Origin of the sequence: Desulfotomaculum sp. OF05-3, assembly GCF_003435535.1 — a bacterium.
Taxonomy (GTDB): domain Bacteria; phylum Bacillota; class Clostridia; order Lachnospirales; family Lachnospiraceae; genus Pilosibacter; species Pilosibacter fragilis.
In genome coordinates, this window is record NZ_QWGO01000025.1 from 35641 (window position 1) to 52835 (window position 17195).

Here is a 17195-nt window from a genome sequence, read left to right on the forward strand (position 1 = left end):
AATCAATTATAATGATGATAGCATACTATCTGCGGTCAGTTTAAACTAACTTTCAGATTTCTACCGGCCGACCGGATCCTATTGATCGCCGGGAACTACATCAGACCTTCAGGAGGTGAATTCCATGACAGATTTCGTGCGAGCGCGAAGTGAAGAACAGAAACAGGCCAGAATGGCCGAGATCAAGGCCGCGGCGGACGAGCTCTTCTGCTCTGTCCCCTATCAGGAGATCACCCTCTCCACCATTGCCGGAAGGCTGTCCTGGACGCGGGCAAACCTCTATAAATATGTAACGACGAAGGAAGAGATCTATCTTGAGATCTGCTCCGATAAAATGCAGTCCTATTTTGACGATCTGTTCGCAGCATTTCCCGATGAGAAACCATTTACCCCGGATCAATGGGCTGCTGCCTGGGCAGATGTCCTGAACGCGCACCGTGACTATCTCCGCTACAGCGATATCCTCTGTACGATCATCGAGGTCCATGTCACTGCATGCCGCCTTGCCAGCTTCAAAACAAGCTACCATGCACGCCGGGATGCCTTTGTAAGGCTCATGGAAGTCCGTCTCGGCCTTAGCTCCCATGATGCCAGTGAAGTCTTCCTATCTGTCCTGTACCATGCTGCCGGTCTATGTGGAAGCTGCCACTCCAATCCGGTTATGCTGGAGGCTATGAAAATAGCCGGAATCCCATATAAAAAACGTGATTTCCGGCTCAACATGTATGAATTTATCCGAATGAACCTCTGGTTCTATCTCTCCGGTCCTGCCGGAGAAAATTCCTGCGTCATACCGTAAGAATATAGCACCAGACCGGAAGTGTGATCAGTGAGACGACCGTCGAAAAGACAACGATCTTCGTTGCAAGGCGGTCGTCTTTTCCATATTTGACCGCGAGAACGACGCTCGTGCTCGCTGCCGGCATCGCGGACAGGATCACACAGACCGCTGTGATCAGCTGATCAATGTGAAACAGACGGCAGCCCGCCAGAACGATGACAGGAATCAGGAACAGCCTGATAAACGTGTAGTAATAAACTTCTCTCGTGAACACCTCTTTAAACGGGATTTCCGCGAGCGTACATCCTATCAGAAGCATCGCGCAGAACGTGTTCGCCCCAGCGACCGTCCGGACTGTCTGGTTTACAAATCCGGGAAGCTGGAACTGGGATACCAGAAGTACCATGCCGGTAAAAATTCCGATGATACACGGATGTGTCACGACCTTCTTTAAAAGCTCTTTCTTCGTCGGCGCCTCCGTAAAATAAGTGAGTCCCACCGACCACATAAAGATTCTCGTCGGAATCGTGTAGACCGCCGCATACATGATTCCCAGATCTCCGAAGATTCCCTCAGCGATGGCGTTTCCGAGGATACCGGCATTTGAGACGATCGTCGCGTACTGCAAAACCTTTTTGCTCTCCTCACTCCAGCCCGGATACAGCACACGGCTTAAAAGATTCGAAAAGATCTGGATCAAAAACGAGATCACGATCACTTCCAGCGTCAGCTTCAGAATATCCGCGCTGAACTCCATCTGGAACGACTTCACGATGCTCGCGGGAAGCGTCACATTCATCACGAGACTGCTGAGCAGCGCCTTCCCGCTCTTATCGATCATCCCGCTCTTCCTGAGATACCATCCCAGCGCAAGGATGCAGAACATCATTCCCTGCATATTAAACAAACTTGTAAAATCCATCACGTACTCCTTTATTACAAACTGGCGTTATTGTACTGCTTCCCCTCCGATTTTGTCAATCTCTTCACTTTCACCAATCTATGTTACTGTTCACGCCTTGCGCAAACAGTAACTGATTTTGCCGATGCTTCGCATTCCAAATCGGCAAAATCCACTACTACCACTGTATTGTACGGAATTTTCAGTTCAGAAAATTCCTACCCGTGTACAGTAACCAATCCATCTCCCTTCTGCCCGCCCGTCCGGATATAAAATCTTGTCACCGTTCCCTATCAGTGGTACAATAACCCCAATTTATACCATCTCACAAAGGAGGTCCCAACATGGAAACCAACATCAAAGTAAGAAACGCGAAATTATCCGACGCTCCGAGAATCCTTGAGATCTACACCTATTATGTAGAGAACACCGTAATCACCTTTGAATACGATGTCCCTTCCCTTGAAGAATTCGAGAACCGCATGATCGATATCATGAAAAAATATCCTTATCTCGTCATCGAACGTGACGGCAGGATCGAAGGCTACGCTTACGCCCATCCTTTCGTCGGGCGCGCCGCCTACGACTGGGCCAGTGAGCTCACGATCTATCTGGATCACAACGCGAAGAAATGCGGGCTTGGCAGAAAACTCTATGAAGCTCTGGCTGAGCGGCTCAAAGACATGGGAGTTCTGAATCTTTACGCCTGCATCGGATACCCGAAGGTTGAGGACGAGTATTTAAATAAGAACAGTGCCCGGTTCCATGAGCATCTTGGGTTCCGGCTTTGCGGGACTTTTGAAAACTGTGGGTATAAGTTTAACCGGTGGTACGATATGATCTGGATGGAGAAGATTATTGGGGAACATACATCGGATCAGGCGGCGGTAAAGCCATATTCCTATAACGAATAATATGGCGAGAGGTACGCGCAGGGAGGGCCTGGGGCGCGGACACTTGAGGGATTCCGGGAGGATTCCTCTAAGCTTGCCGAAGAATGCTAAGGACGGAGGACATGTGCCACAACTCGCTTCGCTCAGACAAGCGGCACATGTCCTCCAACGCATTCTCCGGCGAGCCAAGAGGAAACCAGCTCCCTTCACCCAGGCGGTCCGTGCCCCAGGTCTTCCCTGCGCTGTGTATTGGCTGAATTAAGAAAGAAATTACTGACTCTCTCTGCTTTTGTGTCCTGTGCTTAATTGCTTTCTCCATACTGAGAATTAACTGGATAAAGAACGTAATTACAAACACTTTTCATTCATGTGATCTATATCTGGAGTCTTCTCTGCACTATATACTGGTTAGATGAAAAAAAGGACTTGCACATCTTGTTTTAGCACGCTACAATGGTAAACGTTCGATTTTGACATAATATAAGCTTACAGGAGATGTGACATGAATACGAATGAACGAACTGACAAGCGCCCTGTCTGGCGCGGTGAACTTGCTCTTCTTATTGTGATTTTGATCAACAGTTTCGGTGTTGTCTTAATGCTGGACTCCGGTGCCGGAATTTCGGCGATCTCCAGCGTTCCGTACGCTTTTTCTGAATCCTTCCCGGCTCTGACGCTCGGAACCTGGACTTATATCTTTCAGGGGATTCTCGTAGCTGCCCTCATGATCTTACGGAAAAAGTTTGTTCCTACATACCTCTTCAGCTTCGTTGTAGGCTTCGCCTTCAGTAAGATGTTAGATGTATATAAGACCGCCCTCGCGGGCCTCACGATGGGGATCGGATACCAGATCGTCTATTTTATCGTGAGCTATCTCGTCATCTGCCTCGGAATTGCCCTCTCCAACCGCTGCGGACTTCCGATCATCCCGACAGACCTCTTTCCTCGAGAAATGGCCGATATTCTGAAGGTTCCATACTCCAGAGTCAAGATCACCTTCGACGTGACCTGTCTCGCCGTGACCGCGGGACTGACTTTCTGTTTCCTCGGTCATATCAAAGGGCTTGGAATCGGAACGATCCTCGCCGCGTTTACGATGGGTAAGGTCATCGGCATGATAGGCAATATACTGGATAGACACTTCCGGTTTGTGTCATTCCTCACAGAACGCAGCAAATCTGCGGTTTAGGTCCTGTATTACTTTGTCTGTATTCATGTTGCTCCTCCTACCTTATAATTTTCCATATGCTTACGAATTCGCATTTAAACTTCATAATTTTAGGCAGAATCATAAAGCAGCCCACTCTTGCAGCTCTCCAATCTAAAATAGGAAGCAGTCCGTTTTAAAGAAATTTTTCAGTGAATACATTTAAATTTTCTATATAAAAAGCCGCCTGAGCTTTTTCCCCCATAGGTTCATAATCCTATCACAGAGAAAGACCACACGGCTTTTCTTATCTACGCCGCAATTTGTACCGCAGCTTTCTTTTCTGAATTCTTTACGCTAACACAGTCCCTTCCGGAAATGCGCCACGGAACACCTTGCGGACAAGCGGTCCCGCGATGATGAGCTGGAACGGCAGTGCCATTACAAAATTCTTTGGGATATTCGTGAGCCAGATGAGCAGCAGAGGGCTGAAGTTTCCGCCCTTTACGCATCCCTCAAGGGCACCGTAGAGGGACATGATGATAACCATCGGAACCACCATGGAGCAGGAAACCGCAATCACCTTGTGAAGCACCGGACTCTCCGGCTTTACAAGAAAACGGAACGCGAATCCCTTCGCCGGTCCGGAGACCACAAACCAGTCCATGCACATCGCGAACACATAGGCGATCGGGAATCCGATCCAGGCCTCACGGATTGTTGTGAGGTTTAACGCTCCCATATGAAGTGTTACGTTGTAGATGCTCATCCAGAGCACCATGGTAAAACACATTAATACTGTGTAGATCAGACTTTCTCTCTTATTTCTTGGCATACATTTTCTCCTTTTTCAACCTATAAATTTCTGTGAAAACGATGTGGATATTTCCCCGAAAGCCGTATCAGAACTTCTTCACTCAGATCATCATCTGTAAGAACCGTCTCTGACCGTTTCTTCCGGGCATATGACAGAAAAAAACAGCGAAGCCAACAAAACTCGTTGCGACTCCACTGCTCTTTTCGTGTACATCTCACTGCGTTCTCAATCTCTATGTGAACGCAGTATACAATATTTCTTTATCGCTTCGTAAGTACTTTTTTCCACAAAACACCAATTTTGTATACTTGCACAAAACTTTGTCCCAATTCTCGCATTTCATTATTCACATTCATCCTATCCCCATCATGGCATCCATGGGATTCTAAAGCTGTCCCCACTTTCTTCCGCAAACCTCAGCTTTTTCATCATCGATCACAGTTTCTTCACAATTTTCCCATTGACATTCCCCCACAAAAGCCTTATTATTCTTAGCAAGCTAATAATTTAGTTTGCTAAGTATCCGGCAGACGATCAAATCACAGCTTTTTATCTCTGTCGAGAAGACTCCCACCTCTTTTGGGTGGTGGGTATAAGGGGGAACTTGATCTATGAAAGAAACCGTTGGACGCAGTGTGGGAATGCTCTCCAACCTGATCCGCAGGCACTTCAGTACCTTTTCTTTTCATGGTACATTAAGCGGCGCACAGGGAAAAACGCTACATTTTATTCTGGCGCGCGGGCAGGAATGCGATGTCTTCCAGAAAGATATCGAAGAGGAGTACAGTCTCAGACCACCGACCGCCACAAAGCTCTTAAAGGATATGGAAAAAAACGGACTGATCTACCGTGAGGCAGTTCCTTATGATGCCCGCCTAAAACGCATTGTCGCTACTGAAAAAGCCATGCAGTATCAGGAACTGATCCACCAGAGTCTGGAAGAAACCGAAGATCGTCTGACCTCCGGAATATCTCCCCAGGATCTCGCCGTGTTTTTCAGGGTCATCAACCAGATGATCCGAAATATGTCCTGAATATCCGGACGGGTCCCACCTGCAGAACCTGCATGTTCTCCGCATCAGGAGCTTTTGCGGGATCGCAAATTTTATATGGAAACGAGGTAAATCATTCATGGTTAAAACACTTTTAAAAAGCGTGCGCCAGTACAAACGCGTGTCCATCGAGACACCGCTGTTTGTCACCATGGAAGTCATTCTGGAATGTACGATTCCTCTCATCATGTCTAAGCTTATCGATGACATGACCGGATCTTCCATGGCACCGATCTTAAAATACGGCGCCCTCTTACTGGTCCTTGCGACCCTTTCCCTGCTCTTCGGCGTTCTCTCGGCGAGAGCGGCTGCCACAGCCGGGTGCGGACTCGCGAAGAACTTAAGAAGAGATCTCTACTTTAAGACCCAGGACTTCGCCTTCGCAGACATCGACAAGTTCTCCTCCTCCTCTCTTGTTACGAGGATGACGACGGATGTCACGAACGTTCAGAACGCCTACCAGATGCTGATCCGTATGGCAGTCCGTGCCCCGCTTATGACAGTCTTTTCCGTCATCATGAGCATGAGCATCAATGTCCGGATGTCCTTCATCTTTCTGGCACTTCTCCCGGTTCTTGCAGCGGCACTGTTTGGCATCTTCTTCTATGTCCACCCGATCTTTAAGCGGATCTTCAAGAAATACGATGCCTTAAATAACTCCGTCCAGGAGAACGTCGGCGGCATCCGTGTCGTAAAATCCTTCGTCCGCGAAGGTTACGAGAAGGAGAAATTTGAAAACGCTGCCGAGGAGGTGCGAAAAGACTTCACGATGGCAGAAAAGATCCTCGCCTTAAATAACCCGGTGATGACCTTCTGCATCTATGTTTCAATGCTTTTAGTAAGCTTTTTCGGCGCGAAGCTCATCATCGGCACCGGAGGCAGCGAGCTTTCCACCGGGGAACTTTCTTCCCTGATCAGCTACGGCGTTCAGATCCTCACGTCCATGATGATGCTGTCCATGGTATTCGTTATGTGCAGCATGGCCCAGGAATCCGGCGACCGTATTGCCGAAGTCCTGAATCATGAGAGCGTTTTACGATCCCCGGAAAACGGAGCAACGGACGTAAAAGACGGCAGCGTCGAGTTCGACCATGTTTCCTTCCGCTATTCCGGAAAGAACAAAAAATTTGCCCTGACTGACATTGATCTTAAGATTCCGTCCGGTTCCACCATCGGTATCATCGGCGGTACCGGCTCCGCAAAGACAACATTGATCCAGCTGGTCCCACGTCTCTACGATGTGACGGTGGGCGCGGTGAAGGTCGGTGGACGCGATGTGCGTGAGTACGATCTTCAGGCCCTCCGTGACGCTGTGGCTGTCGTTCTCCAGAAGAACGTCCTCTTCTCCGGAACGATCAAGGAAAACCTCCGCTGGGGTAATAAGAACGCCACAGACGAGGAGCTGATCCACGCATGCCGATTAGCGCAGGCGGACGAGTTCGTCACACAATTCCCGGATGGATATGACACCTATATCGAACAGGGCGGAACGAACGTCTCCGGCGGCCAGAAGCAGCGTCTCTGTATCGCGAGAGCGATCTTAAAGAAACCAAAGATCCTGATCCTGGACGATTCCACTTCCGCTGTGGATACTAAAACAGATGCCCTGATCCGTCAGGCATTTAAACATGAGCTTCCGGACACCACAAAGATCATCATCGCCCAGCGTGTTTCCTCTGTTCAGGATGCAGACCGCATCCTCGTCATGGATGGCGGGCGGATCGTGGAATCCGGAACCCACGAAGAGCTTCTCGCCTTAAACGGTATTTACAGAGAAGTCAATGATTCCCAGACAAAGAGCAAGGAGGCATGATCATGGAAAAACAGAATAAGAAAAATGGCACCTTCGGCCGCCTGCTCCGCTACATTTACAAGAACTACCGGGTGTACATGATCACCGTGATCATCTGCATCATCATTGCCGCAGCTGCCTCCGTGGTCCAGACCGTATTTTTACAGCGGCTCATCGATACCTGCATTCTTCCGGGACTGGAGAACGGATTTGAGAGCATCCGGCAGCCGTTCATACAGACGATCCTCTCAATGGTCACCCTGTATGTGTTCGGTGTCGCGGCTGCCTTCACCTACACCCACCTCATGGCGACCGTAACACAGGGGACATTAAAGCACCTGCGTGTGGACATGTTCGATAAGATGCAGTCTCTGCCGATCAAATATTTTGACACCCACGCCCACGGCGATATCATGAGTACCTACACAAACGATACGGATGCGATCCGCCAGCTGATCGGCCAGTCGCTTCCGATGGTCTTCCAGTCTTCCCTCACGATCACCGTCATGTTCCTTATGATGATCTATTACAGCGTCTGGATGACGATCATTGTGTGCCTTTTCTCCGCTCTCATGCTGACCGTCACGAAGAAATTCGGCGGCGCAAGCTCCCGCTACATGATGGCACAGCAGAAATCTCTTGCCAGAGAAGAGGGCTTTATCGAAGAGATGATCCAGGGACAGAAGGTCGTAAAAGTCTTCTGCCACGAGGAAGAATGTAAAAAAGATTTCGACAAATTAAATGAACAGCTATTCTCCGACGGTGAGATGGCAAACCGTTATGGCAACTCCCTGATGCCGATCTTAAATAACGTGGGAAACCTGATGTATGTGGTCCTCGCCATCGTCGGCGGACTCCTCGTATATCTTTCCGCTCCGAATATCAGTCTCAGTGGGCAGGCAGTCCTCACCATCGGAGTGATCGTTTCCTTCCTTGGAATGGCAAGACAGCTCTCCCAGACCATCGGTCAGGCCTCCATGCAGGTCTCCATGATCGCCATGGGTCTTGCGGGCGCTTCCCGTGTCTTCGCGCTGATCGACGAGGAGCCGGAGGAAGATGAGGGTTATGTGACTCTTGTACGCGCGGAATGGGGCGCTGACGGCGTCTTAAAAGAGACAAACGACAAGAGCGGAATCTGGGCATGGAAACACCCGCATAAGGCGGACGGAACCGTCACTTATACTCCTTTAAAGGGCGATATCCGTTTAGAGGATGTGGATTTCGGATACACGCCGGAGAAGCTTGTGCTTCATGACATCACACTCTACGCGAAGCCCGGTCAGAAGATCGCCTTCGTCGGCGCCACAGGTGCCGGTAAGACGACCATCACGAACCTGATCAACCGGTTTTATGATATTCCGGACGGCAAGATCCGGTACGATGGGATCAATATCACAAAGATCCGGAAACCGGATCTCAGGCGGTCTCTCGGCGTTGTCCTTCAGGACGTGAATCTCTTTACGGGTACGGTTATGGAGAATATCCGTTATGGACGGCTGGATGCCACCGATGAAGAATGTATGGCGGCTGCAAGACTTGCAAATGCGGATGATTTTATCCAGAGACTTCCGGAAGGTTACAATACGATGCTGACCGGCAACGGTGCCAGCCTTTCCCAGGGACAGAGACAGCTCATTTCCATCGCGAGAGCAGCTGTCGCGGATCCACCCGTGATGATCTTAGACGAGGCGACGAGCTCGATCGATACGAGAACGGAGGCGCTGGTTCAGGAGGGCATGGACAACCTGATGATGGGACGCACGGTGTTTGTGATCGCCCACAGACTTTCTACGGTACGCAACAGTAAGGCGATCATGGTTTTAGATCACGGGCATATCATTGAGCGCGGGGATCATGATACGTTGATCGCGCAGAAGGGTGTGTATTATCAGTTATATACTGGGGCGTTTGAGTTGGAATGATGGCTCTTAGCCTGTAGATTTCAGCTTAGATGTTGACTTGGAATGTAATTTAGAACGTATTTTAAAGGGCCTGCTGCACTGGCAAATAGAATGCTGGTGGGGCAGGCTTTTTTGTAGCTATGTATATGGAAGAATATGTGAGGGCAGGTTCTGTGGGTTGATTCATTGTGGCGGGGGACGCGCCGGTACCCCTCCGGTCCCGGGTCTTGAGGAATTCCGGGAGGTTTCCTCTAAGCTTGCAGAAGAATGCTAAGGGCGGAGGGCAGGATTGTTCGTCCGGCAGTTTAATCGTCAAATGCAATGCGCCGGGATGGGATGTACGATGCGGGAAGTAATACTGGAATCCCATTTTGCGGATGATATCTAATACATTGAGGATATATCCGAACAGCCTTGTATTCCAAAAGAGCGTATCGATGAGTTGGACAGTCTCTGTCATCCGTTATCATTTCAACGAAGATGCAAGGGAAACAATGCAGGAGAAGATTAACCGGATGCTGGTTACAGAAGCAAACCGAATGGCGGTTTATTAAAATTATGTAGATGTAATTGAAGAAAAAACATGATATTATGTGAGTAACAAATCGGAATTTGAGGAGAACAATGAATGGCAACATGGAGTGGTATAAGGAAAAAGTTGGAAACGGAATATCTGGCTCAAAATCTGCAAGGTCATATTCAGTATTATGCAACATCATATAGCAGGAGTCCCGACCATGAGGGACGGGCGGCGATAAGATATGATGGAAAAGAAATCATCAAGGGATGCTATTGGAACAATTGGGCGAAAGCAGACATGTTTCCTCAAGACGAAAAATACGAGAAACGCATGAAAGTAGAAAATGCGTATATGGACGATACAGCTATAAAATTGGGTATTTTTGACCAACGTTGTTTTTATAATGCGTTTGCAGAGTTTGATAATCAAGATATTGAAGCGAGTCTTAAAAGTGAAAATTTAATCGTAAAAATATTTGCTGTATTGGATAGACGAGTTGGTAAACGGAGATTAAGAATTATGAAAGAAACTATAATGGAAGAACCAGATACATTCCAAGAGTTTTATGCGATTCGGGCAAAAGCAGAAGGACTGTTATAAATTCATATTTATCGGGGAGCAAATAGAACAAAAATCGGAATTTGGAGGAACTTATGATAAAAAAAATGATAATGGCATTATGTATATTTATTTGTGTGTTTACTTTAGTTGCGTGTTCTGGACAACAAACAAACGAACCACTTACTTTAGGTGTCAATGCGATAATAACAGAAATTGATAAAGAAAATAAAATCATAACCACAAAAGATAGCGGAGAAGAATGTGTTTTAGGAGATGATTGTCTTATCGATTGTTCCCAAATTCCTATGATCTATTGTAATTATGATACGCAAGATGTTGTAGATATAACACTTGATGATTTACAGGTGGGGGACGAAATCATTTTGACTATTCGGAACTCGGAAATAGAAAATCTTCAAAAGGAAGATGACAATAAAGCAAAAATAGCAGTTGAACAATTACAATTAGGTACACAGAGAATTAAATAATTTCCAGTTTTTTAAACTGAGAAATCGGAATTTGTTAAAGGAGCGTGATTAAGTGAACATAATTGACAAACTCTTGGAAACCCCGTGCTATATAATGGATTTCCTCCCTAAACAAGTACCCATGAATTGTGGTGGACAGTTTTTTGAAGTAGAAACTTATCTACTCAACCACTATGATTACTGTGGGTTAAGAGATAGGTTTGTTGGCGTTATTTTGAAAGCGATGTGTTATTATCCCGTATCTGTTCAATGGGGCAAATGGATTGAACAGCCAACCCCCGAACAAGTAACAAAAATCATTGACACTATACTGGAAAGCCATTCTGGTGATGTAAATATATTATTTACAAGTAAAGATGTGCTTCTCCAGTTTGGATGGGATTGCTTAAATATAAACATTTATAATCCAGACGAAGAAATGTGTATGTTGTTTGAGGAAATTGCAGCTTCAGAAGGATTGTTCTGGCGGAAATCAGAGTAACAACTTCCCGTTTATTGGGAAGTCGCAGAGAACGAAAAATCGGAATTTGACGAGGTATTGGTAGAATGGTAGAAGTTAAATTTTATGACAATGTCGCAGATGAACTTTTGAAGTTTGCAGTAATAATATCAAAAACAGACAACAAGTGGGTATTCTGTAAACACAAAGAAAGAGAAACTTATGAAGTGCCAGGCGGTCACAGAGAACCTGGAGAAAGTATTTTTGAAACAGCCAAAAGAGAATTACAAGAAGAAACAGGGGCAATTGATTTTAAAATTGAACCAATATGTGTGTATTCTGTTAAAGGAAAGACACGAGTAAATGAAAATATTGATGATGAAACTTTTGGAATGTTATTTATTGCAGACATTAGCTCATTCGTGGAATTACATTGTGAGATTGAGAAAATATTGATTTCAGATAAGTTAGTTGATAATTGGACATATCCTTTAATTCAACCTATATTGATTGAAGAAGCAAAAAAAAGAGGCTTTATATAAAAATCAAGATAAGCAACGGAAACTTTCAGTTTGTTGAAGTCAAAAGAATTGAGCAGTGTATCGCGGAGGTGATGATATGAATAAACTCTACGATTTCTTAAAATGTATGATCTATGCGAGTTTTTATGTGATTGTGATTAAAACGAGTATGGATTTCTATGAGTACAAGCGCTTTCCGAAACTATACGAACAGAATTCTGCGCCTTGGTATACAGAAGCATTACTGTATAGCGCTGCCTCGCTTTTCGTGATTGTTGTATATGCTGTGCTCAGGGGAATCGTTAGACGCAAGATTAAGAAGGGGTGAGTGATATGTTTATGCTGTTTGAATATATGTTTCCAATTATCTTTGTGATCGTTTTCGGTATGATCATCTTTTAGTTTGTGACCGGAATCAGAACATGGCACAAAAACAATCAGTCACCGCGTCTGTCGGTGAGTGCAACCATCGTCGCAAAGCGTGAAAATATCACACATCATAGCCATGCAAATGAGGGTGACCCGTATGGAGCTCATGCCTTTCATTCGACTTCAAGTACCAGCTACTATGTCACGTTTCAGGTAGAGAGCGGTGACCGGATGGAACTACAGGTTTCAGGAAGAGAATATGGAATACTGGCGGAAGGAAATGTCGGAAAACTCACTTCTCAAGGGACGAGATATCTGTCATTTGAGCGCGTGTGATTCAGGAGGTGATAACATGAAAAAACTATTTATAATGCTCGGAATTGTCTGCTTGTTTATGACCAGCTGCCAGACTGCTCAGAAGACGATACCGGAAATAACTACGATTGCCCCTGCAGATTCTGCACATGAAGAAACAGAGACAAATAAAGAAGAACGTGCAGAAGATGCATCGGTAGCAGTAAAGTCGCTGAAAATTGGAAGTTCAAAAGGAAATCCGGATGATCTATCATCCTTGTATCAAACCATACAGACTCACTCCGATCATAACCACTGCAAGTCCAACAAACACCGAATAAACCACTTTGCTCCCCCTGGATTCCGTATTTCTAATGCAAAACACAAGATAACAGATCCAGACAATATAAGCGACAAACAGCAGGCCGCTGCTATAAAAAAACATCGCCAAAAAGAACAAGGTGTTAACTGCTTTCATACCATTCTCAGAAAATATAAGCTCCTTTATTTTCCTCATAGCCGTCACCTCCATGAATTTCGCCGATGCATTCACTCTTTTCCAATGTTTCATTCAACAATAGCTAAAACTGATCCAGTTCAAGATTCATCCCTGACATATCTGCGCTTGTTCACTAATATGCCAACTACTGTAAAAATAATAATAGTTACAATCCAATACTCTACGCCTGGATGATGGTAAAGTGTATATTTTTGTTCCAAGGACATTTCTGCTGTTATTTTTAATATGTTCTTATACTTAATGCAATCTCCAAAAAATTGACCAATTAATATTCCAAACAAATTTCCAAATGTTATTGAAAATGAAACTATATATTTCTTACAATAAAGCAGTACAGTGGAGAAAATCCAAACATATAAATAATGGTGTGTTGCTGTCCATTGAAACAAATATAATTTGGAAAGAACAGTTTGGGACAAAAGGTAAAGCGCAACATATATAATAATCGTAATAAAATATTTCTTTTGAGAGGACAACATTTTTCTCCTCCCCCTTCCCATTACCAAGCAGTTTCCAGACTTTCACCAGTTGAAAATATTCGATGACAGACACACAAACAATGTTCAAGGGTTTATCATTGACTTTTGATTATTAATTTAATGTTCCACTCCTATACTTAAAATTAGATGGGAAATAATATATCTCAGTCGTATTTTTTCCTCCTATTGAGTTCCATATATAAATTTTATATGTGAAACTGGAATAGACAATAGTCCCGCCATCCTCTAATACTTGTTTGCTCCACGGGAAAAATAAAAACCAGGAAACAATAAGAGTTATTACTACAGTCCATAGTATACAATGTTTTTTCATTTTGTCCCCTCCATTTCCCTTTGATTTTGTGAACCAGTGTACAAGTTCTCCATTCATATCACGATCAAACAGCTTTTATGGTGATGCGTTTTTTCTTCTTTGCTCATCTATCAACCATACTATTTATGTATTGAATAATTACCGCGTCATCTCCTATTTCAGACCGAATGTTGAAATGGAAATTCATTATTCAAAATAATAATTAAACCTGAACTTTTTACAGTATAACGAACACTTCGCTTGCCAGAATAGTCAATATTATAACTTTGTTCTCCTGAACGTGATTGCGGAGTTATGTATATTTTCTTTGGGGTTATATCCTTTATTAATTGAGTAAGTCCGCTTCTTTCTTCTGTCAAAGTCTGGTTGTGATAGATTCCTTTATAATCATACCATTCAATGGAAACGGTATCAGAATCATCCGGCCAATTTCCTTTTAAACTCATGTTATTCCAAAGCAAATAAACTATCAGTAGGCACAGAATAGATATTAATGCAATTATGCGTAGCTTTTTAATCAGGATCATCTCCATTCTTTAAATGGTGAGTATCACGTTTTCAAGACTAGAAGTAACGACATAATGATTAGGATACTGCGAAAATGGTTCATCACCAGGCAGAAATATAATCTGCATAAACTAGCTCCTTGTAATATTACAAAAAGTAATTACTTTCTTTATTACTGTAATGTGATATGCCCTAACACCCATTCAATGTATTGATCATATTCTTTTTCTATATTAACCACGAGTAATTTATGATCTACTACCATTGCATAACAGTCCGACCAGTCATATTTTGATCCCGGGCAATAATATGTGGAATTTCCTCCAATATCTTTTTTCGTGAATATGTCCGGATTGCTTTTTATTACAGCGTTCAGTTGTTCTTCGCCATTGTCCGAATCATATGTTGCCAACTTTACCTGAAATCTATCGCTATCTATCTCACATTCATATGTTACTGCCGTATAGCTCTTTGCCACAGAAACAGTTTTATCTACTGCGCTGAACGATCCATTATCTAAATTGCTTTCCTTGTTAAAATTAAGCACAAAAATATCCATGCTGTTGTTTGCTGAAAAATCCTCTATAGAACCATACTCTGTGTTTACTATAGATTCTGTGATATTCTCATCTTCATCTCTTTGAAATATTTCAGATAACATCTGGGTATTGTGCGCTCCTACACCAGTTAATGTTAATCCCACTGCTAGAATGAAAATAAGAATAGATTCTGCTATGCACCATTTATCTTTCGATAAGACTGTTTTAAGTTCAGGATATGTTCGCTTTAAATGGTATAGGCGAAAAATACCGGCTATGAACCAGATCACCGCAACCCCAACAATACTATTGGATAAAAAATCACCTTTTATTATTTCTAATGAGAGTAAAATTTTTTTTATATACAGGCTCACCAAGATACAGCACATCCCAAAAAGAAAAACTCTCCATGTTTTTATTGATTTATCCATAATAGTGACCTCCTTATCCGGGGGCATTCATCTTAACGGGGCTTTGTTAATTATATTTTTCCTCTGTCTCATTCAGGGACTGATAAAACTGTTCCAGTTCAGAATCAATCGATTCATCCATGACATATTTCTGCCTGTTCACTGTGATGTTTTCCCCGCAAAAAATAATATCCTATTGATATGCTTCCGTTGTTATAATGGCTCTTTTGCTCCAGCCAGATGAGTTGATGATTGAAAATACAGGTTTCTTTTTTCTTTCATTAAACAGACTCGTAAATTCTTCGATCTCCTGCCGGTCTGTTATTCTCTTTTTATAAGGTGGGGATACGAGTATGATCTCGGTGACTTTTTCTGCGTTTAAATCATCAAGCTTAGTTATTTTTCCAACAAAAACTACTATGCCTATGATGATCAGAACAAAAATGATATATCTTATTTTAATTTTCTTCTTGCTCATACTGCCTCCTCTCCGGGGGGCAGTCCACTTTGAGCTTTTCTCTTATTTAAATTATATTTCAATTGCTGTTTTTTTCAATATACTTCCGTATGTCTTCATGATTTGTAATATATTATTTATATTTTAGTTAATTATCTGTAATTTTATGTTCTATATGCAACATCACTGCCCATTTTCCGATTCACCGATATCTTTCCTTTCAATCTCTTCAAGCACCCACTCCGCCATATCACGAACCTCACAATATTCATCCTGACATACTTTTTTAATAACCGGAAGGTATTTCGGATCATAGTTATTTAACATCGCGTTCAGCGCATTCGTTTTATACCGCCACTCTTTCCCCTGCGGAATATACCAGAGTTTGGGCTGCACGACGGATCGCAGCCAGCTGTATTCCGCCAGAACGATCTCTGTATCCGTAAAATGGCTGCTCCACGCTTCGAGTTCTGGGAATTCTTCTGTATCTTTCCATGCTTTTCTATTATGGGGCCATGCATCCTGGCAGGCATCGCAGCCGTAGATCCATTTTTCGAATTTGTTCTGCAGCGGTTCCGTCCTTAGATCCCAGCCATCCCATGTTGTCAGGCAGGAAACGCAGGTGTTTCTGCACATCATGTACGGCGCTTCCAATGATTCTGTCGGACAGGATCGCATGCACAGGTTACATTTCTCAGCGCATGGTCTGATCTGATTCTCCACAATGTACTGAAGCGGCTCATCAATTAAAAAAGCCTCCAGATACTGATAAGACCCTTTCTCGGTATAAAAGAAATTGTTTTTTCGTATGATTCCAATTCCCGCCTTCATTCCTGCCCACCGCAGAGCTGTAATTCCAAAGTCTCTGTCAGTCGCCACCTGAAGACCGCAGTCTGCAAGGTATTTTTCAAATGCCACGCTTGTCTTATAACCTTCTGAATCTGTATGTCTTCTTCCGTCTGTCAGATAATATTTTGCAACACGGCCTTTCATTCTTTGTCCCCACCTAATTTCTTTTTCTTCCAACTGAGTTTGCCACCGGCAGCTTCCGGTGACAATAGCAGTAAAAAAGTGCGTACTCACCTCATAAGCAGCTTTACCAGTTCTTTTTTTCTTTGCTGCTGTCATGCTGCGATTTGCGCTCCTCAACCATTTTTACAAACCACTCCACCATTGCTGGATCCTGATGTGAGAAAAAAGCACTTGTGGCAGTATCCATCTGTGAAATCTGGTTCATATCATTCTCATCAAGCGCAAAGTCAAATACATTAAAGTTTTCAATCATACGTTCTTTATGTACAGACTTCGGAATTACGATCACACCTCTTTGGATATGCCAGCGGAGCATTACCTGGGCTGTTGTTTTTCCATATTTCTGTCCAATCATTTTCAGGACTTCATTCTCAAAAAGACCGTTTCTTCCTTCGCCAAATGGTGCCTGCATATTGCGAAGCTAAACGGCCGTCTTTGCGG

19 protein-coding genes and 1 pseudogene are annotated in these 17195 nt (G+C 44.0%); 13 read left to right on the forward strand and 7 right to left on the reverse strand.

Annotated elements, in window-relative coordinates:
* Positions 1–124: 124 nt before the first annotated feature.
* Entirely contained in the window at positions 125–799 is a 675-nt protein-coding gene (locus tag DXA87_RS12725; RefSeq protein WP_117469325.1) for a TetR/AcrR family transcriptional regulator, read from the forward strand.
* On the opposite strand, the gene DXA87_RS12730 is transcribed toward DXA87_RS12725, so the two are convergent.
* On the reverse strand, positions 789–1703 hold the full coding sequence (locus DXA87_RS12730; RefSeq protein ID WP_117504706.1) for an AEC family transporter: 915 nt from the start codon (positions 1701–1703) through the stop codon (positions 789–791). The genes DXA87_RS12725 and DXA87_RS12730 overlap by 11 nt on opposite strands.
* A gap of 323 nt (positions 1704–2026) precedes the next feature.
* Between DXA87_RS12730 and DXA87_RS12735 the strand changes: the two genes are divergently transcribed.
* Both DXA87_RS12735 and DXA87_RS12740 read left to right on the forward strand, forming a co-directional pair.
* Positions 2027–2596: a GNAT family N-acetyltransferase gene (locus DXA87_RS12735; RefSeq protein WP_117504708.1), complete on the forward strand. Its 570-nt coding sequence runs from the start codon at positions 2027–2029 to the stop codon at positions 2594–2596.
* Positions 2597–3077: 481 nt separating this feature from the next.
* Positions 3078–3764, forward strand: coding sequence for a DUF6198 family protein (locus tag DXA87_RS12740; RefSeq protein ID WP_117504710.1), 687 nt, complete (start codon positions 3078–3080; stop codon positions 3762–3764).
* A 310-nt stretch (positions 3765–4074) separates the two neighbouring features.
* Here DXA87_RS12740 and DXA87_RS12745 read toward each other — a convergent pair whose 3' ends face one another.
* Positions 4075–4557: a DUF2798 domain-containing protein gene (locus tag DXA87_RS12745; RefSeq protein WP_117504712.1), complete on the reverse strand. Its 483-nt coding sequence runs from the start codon at positions 4555–4557 to the stop codon at positions 4075–4077.
* Between the two features lie 593 nt (positions 4558–5150).
* On the opposite strand from DXA87_RS12745, the gene DXA87_RS12750 reads away from it, so the two are divergent.
* The 10 genes and pseudogenes from DXA87_RS12750 to DXA87_RS17810 all read left to right on the forward strand — a co-directional run bounded on the left by DXA87_RS12750 (position 5151) and on the right by DXA87_RS17810 (position 13170).
* Positions 5151–5573, forward strand: coding sequence for a MarR family winged helix-turn-helix transcriptional regulator (locus DXA87_RS12750; RefSeq protein WP_117504714.1), 423 nt, complete (start codon positions 5151–5153; stop codon positions 5571–5573).
* 97 nt (positions 5574–5670) lie between these two features.
* Positions 5671–7404 carry an ABC transporter ATP-binding protein gene (locus tag DXA87_RS12755; RefSeq protein ID WP_117504716.1) on the forward strand — a complete coding sequence of 578 codons (1734 nt, stop codon included), beginning with the start codon at positions 5671–5673 and terminating at the stop codon, positions 7402–7404.
* A complete protein-coding gene (locus DXA87_RS12760; RefSeq protein WP_117504718.1) occupies positions 7401–9305 on the forward strand; it encodes an ABC transporter ATP-binding protein in 1905 nt (634 codons plus the stop codon). Before DXA87_RS12755 ends, DXA87_RS12760 begins: the two co-directional genes overlap by 4 nt.
* A 416-nt stretch (positions 9306–9721) precedes the next feature.
* Complete coding sequence (locus DXA87_RS12765; protein WP_117504719.1) at positions 9722–9838, forward strand: transposon-encoded TnpW family protein; 117 nt, start codon at positions 9722–9724, stop codon at positions 9836–9838.
* 74 nt (positions 9839–9912) lie between these two features.
* Positions 9913–10404: a hypothetical protein gene (locus DXA87_RS12770; protein ID WP_117504721.1), complete on the forward strand. Its 492-nt coding sequence runs from the start codon at positions 9913–9915 to the stop codon at positions 10402–10404.
* A 53-nt stretch (positions 10405–10457) separates the two neighbouring features.
* Positions 10458–10853 carry a hypothetical protein gene (locus DXA87_RS12775; RefSeq protein ID WP_117469311.1) on the forward strand — a complete coding sequence of 132 codons (396 nt, stop codon included), beginning with the start codon at positions 10458–10460 and terminating at the stop codon, positions 10851–10853.
* A 52-nt stretch (positions 10854–10905) separates the two neighbouring features.
* Positions 10906–11334, forward strand: coding sequence for a hypothetical protein (locus tag DXA87_RS12780; protein ID WP_242998064.1), 429 nt, complete (start codon positions 10906–10908; stop codon positions 11332–11334).
* Positions 11335–11399: 65 nt separating this feature from the next.
* Positions 11400–11834 (forward strand): NUDIX domain-containing protein, encoded by a 435-nt coding sequence (locus DXA87_RS12785; protein ID WP_008402203.1) that lies wholly within the window; start codon positions 11400–11402, stop codon positions 11832–11834.
* Between the two features lie 312 nt (positions 11835–12146).
* A pseudogene (locus DXA87_RS12795) lies at positions 12147–12518 on the forward strand (DUF2500 domain-containing protein).
* A gap of 16 nt (positions 12519–12534) precedes the next feature.
* On the forward strand, positions 12535–13170 hold the full coding sequence (locus DXA87_RS17810; RefSeq protein ID WP_147326530.1) for a hypothetical protein: 636 nt from the start codon (positions 12535–12537) through the stop codon (positions 13168–13170).
* Positions 13171–13967: 797 nt separating this feature from the next.
* On the opposite strand, the gene DXA87_RS17815 is transcribed toward DXA87_RS17810, so the two are convergent.
* The 5 genes from DXA87_RS17815 to DXA87_RS12830 form a co-directional block, all read right to left on the reverse strand.
* Entirely contained in the window at positions 13968–14255 is a 288-nt protein-coding gene (locus tag DXA87_RS17815) for a hypothetical protein (RefSeq protein ID WP_147326531.1), read from the reverse strand.
* Positions 14256–14488: 233 nt separating this feature from the next.
* Positions 14489–15286 (reverse strand): hypothetical protein, encoded by a 798-nt coding sequence (locus tag DXA87_RS12815; protein WP_117504723.1) that lies wholly within the window; start codon positions 15284–15286, stop codon positions 14489–14491.
* 172 nt (positions 15287–15458) lie between these two features.
* On the reverse strand, positions 15459–15743 hold the full coding sequence (locus DXA87_RS12820) for a hypothetical protein (protein ID WP_117504725.1): 285 nt from the start codon (positions 15741–15743) through the stop codon (positions 15459–15461).
* A 162-nt stretch (positions 15744–15905) separates the two neighbouring features.
* Positions 15906–16715: an epoxyqueuosine reductase gene (locus DXA87_RS12825; protein WP_117504727.1), complete on the reverse strand. Its 810-nt coding sequence runs from the start codon at positions 16713–16715 to the stop codon at positions 15906–15908.
* A 103-nt stretch (positions 16716–16818) separates the two neighbouring features.
* Positions 16819–17166, reverse strand: a complete 348-nt coding sequence (locus tag DXA87_RS12830) for an aldo/keto reductase (RefSeq protein ID WP_199537929.1) — start codon at positions 17164–17166, stop codon at positions 16819–16821.
* Between the last annotated feature and the right edge of the window lie 29 nt (positions 17167–17195).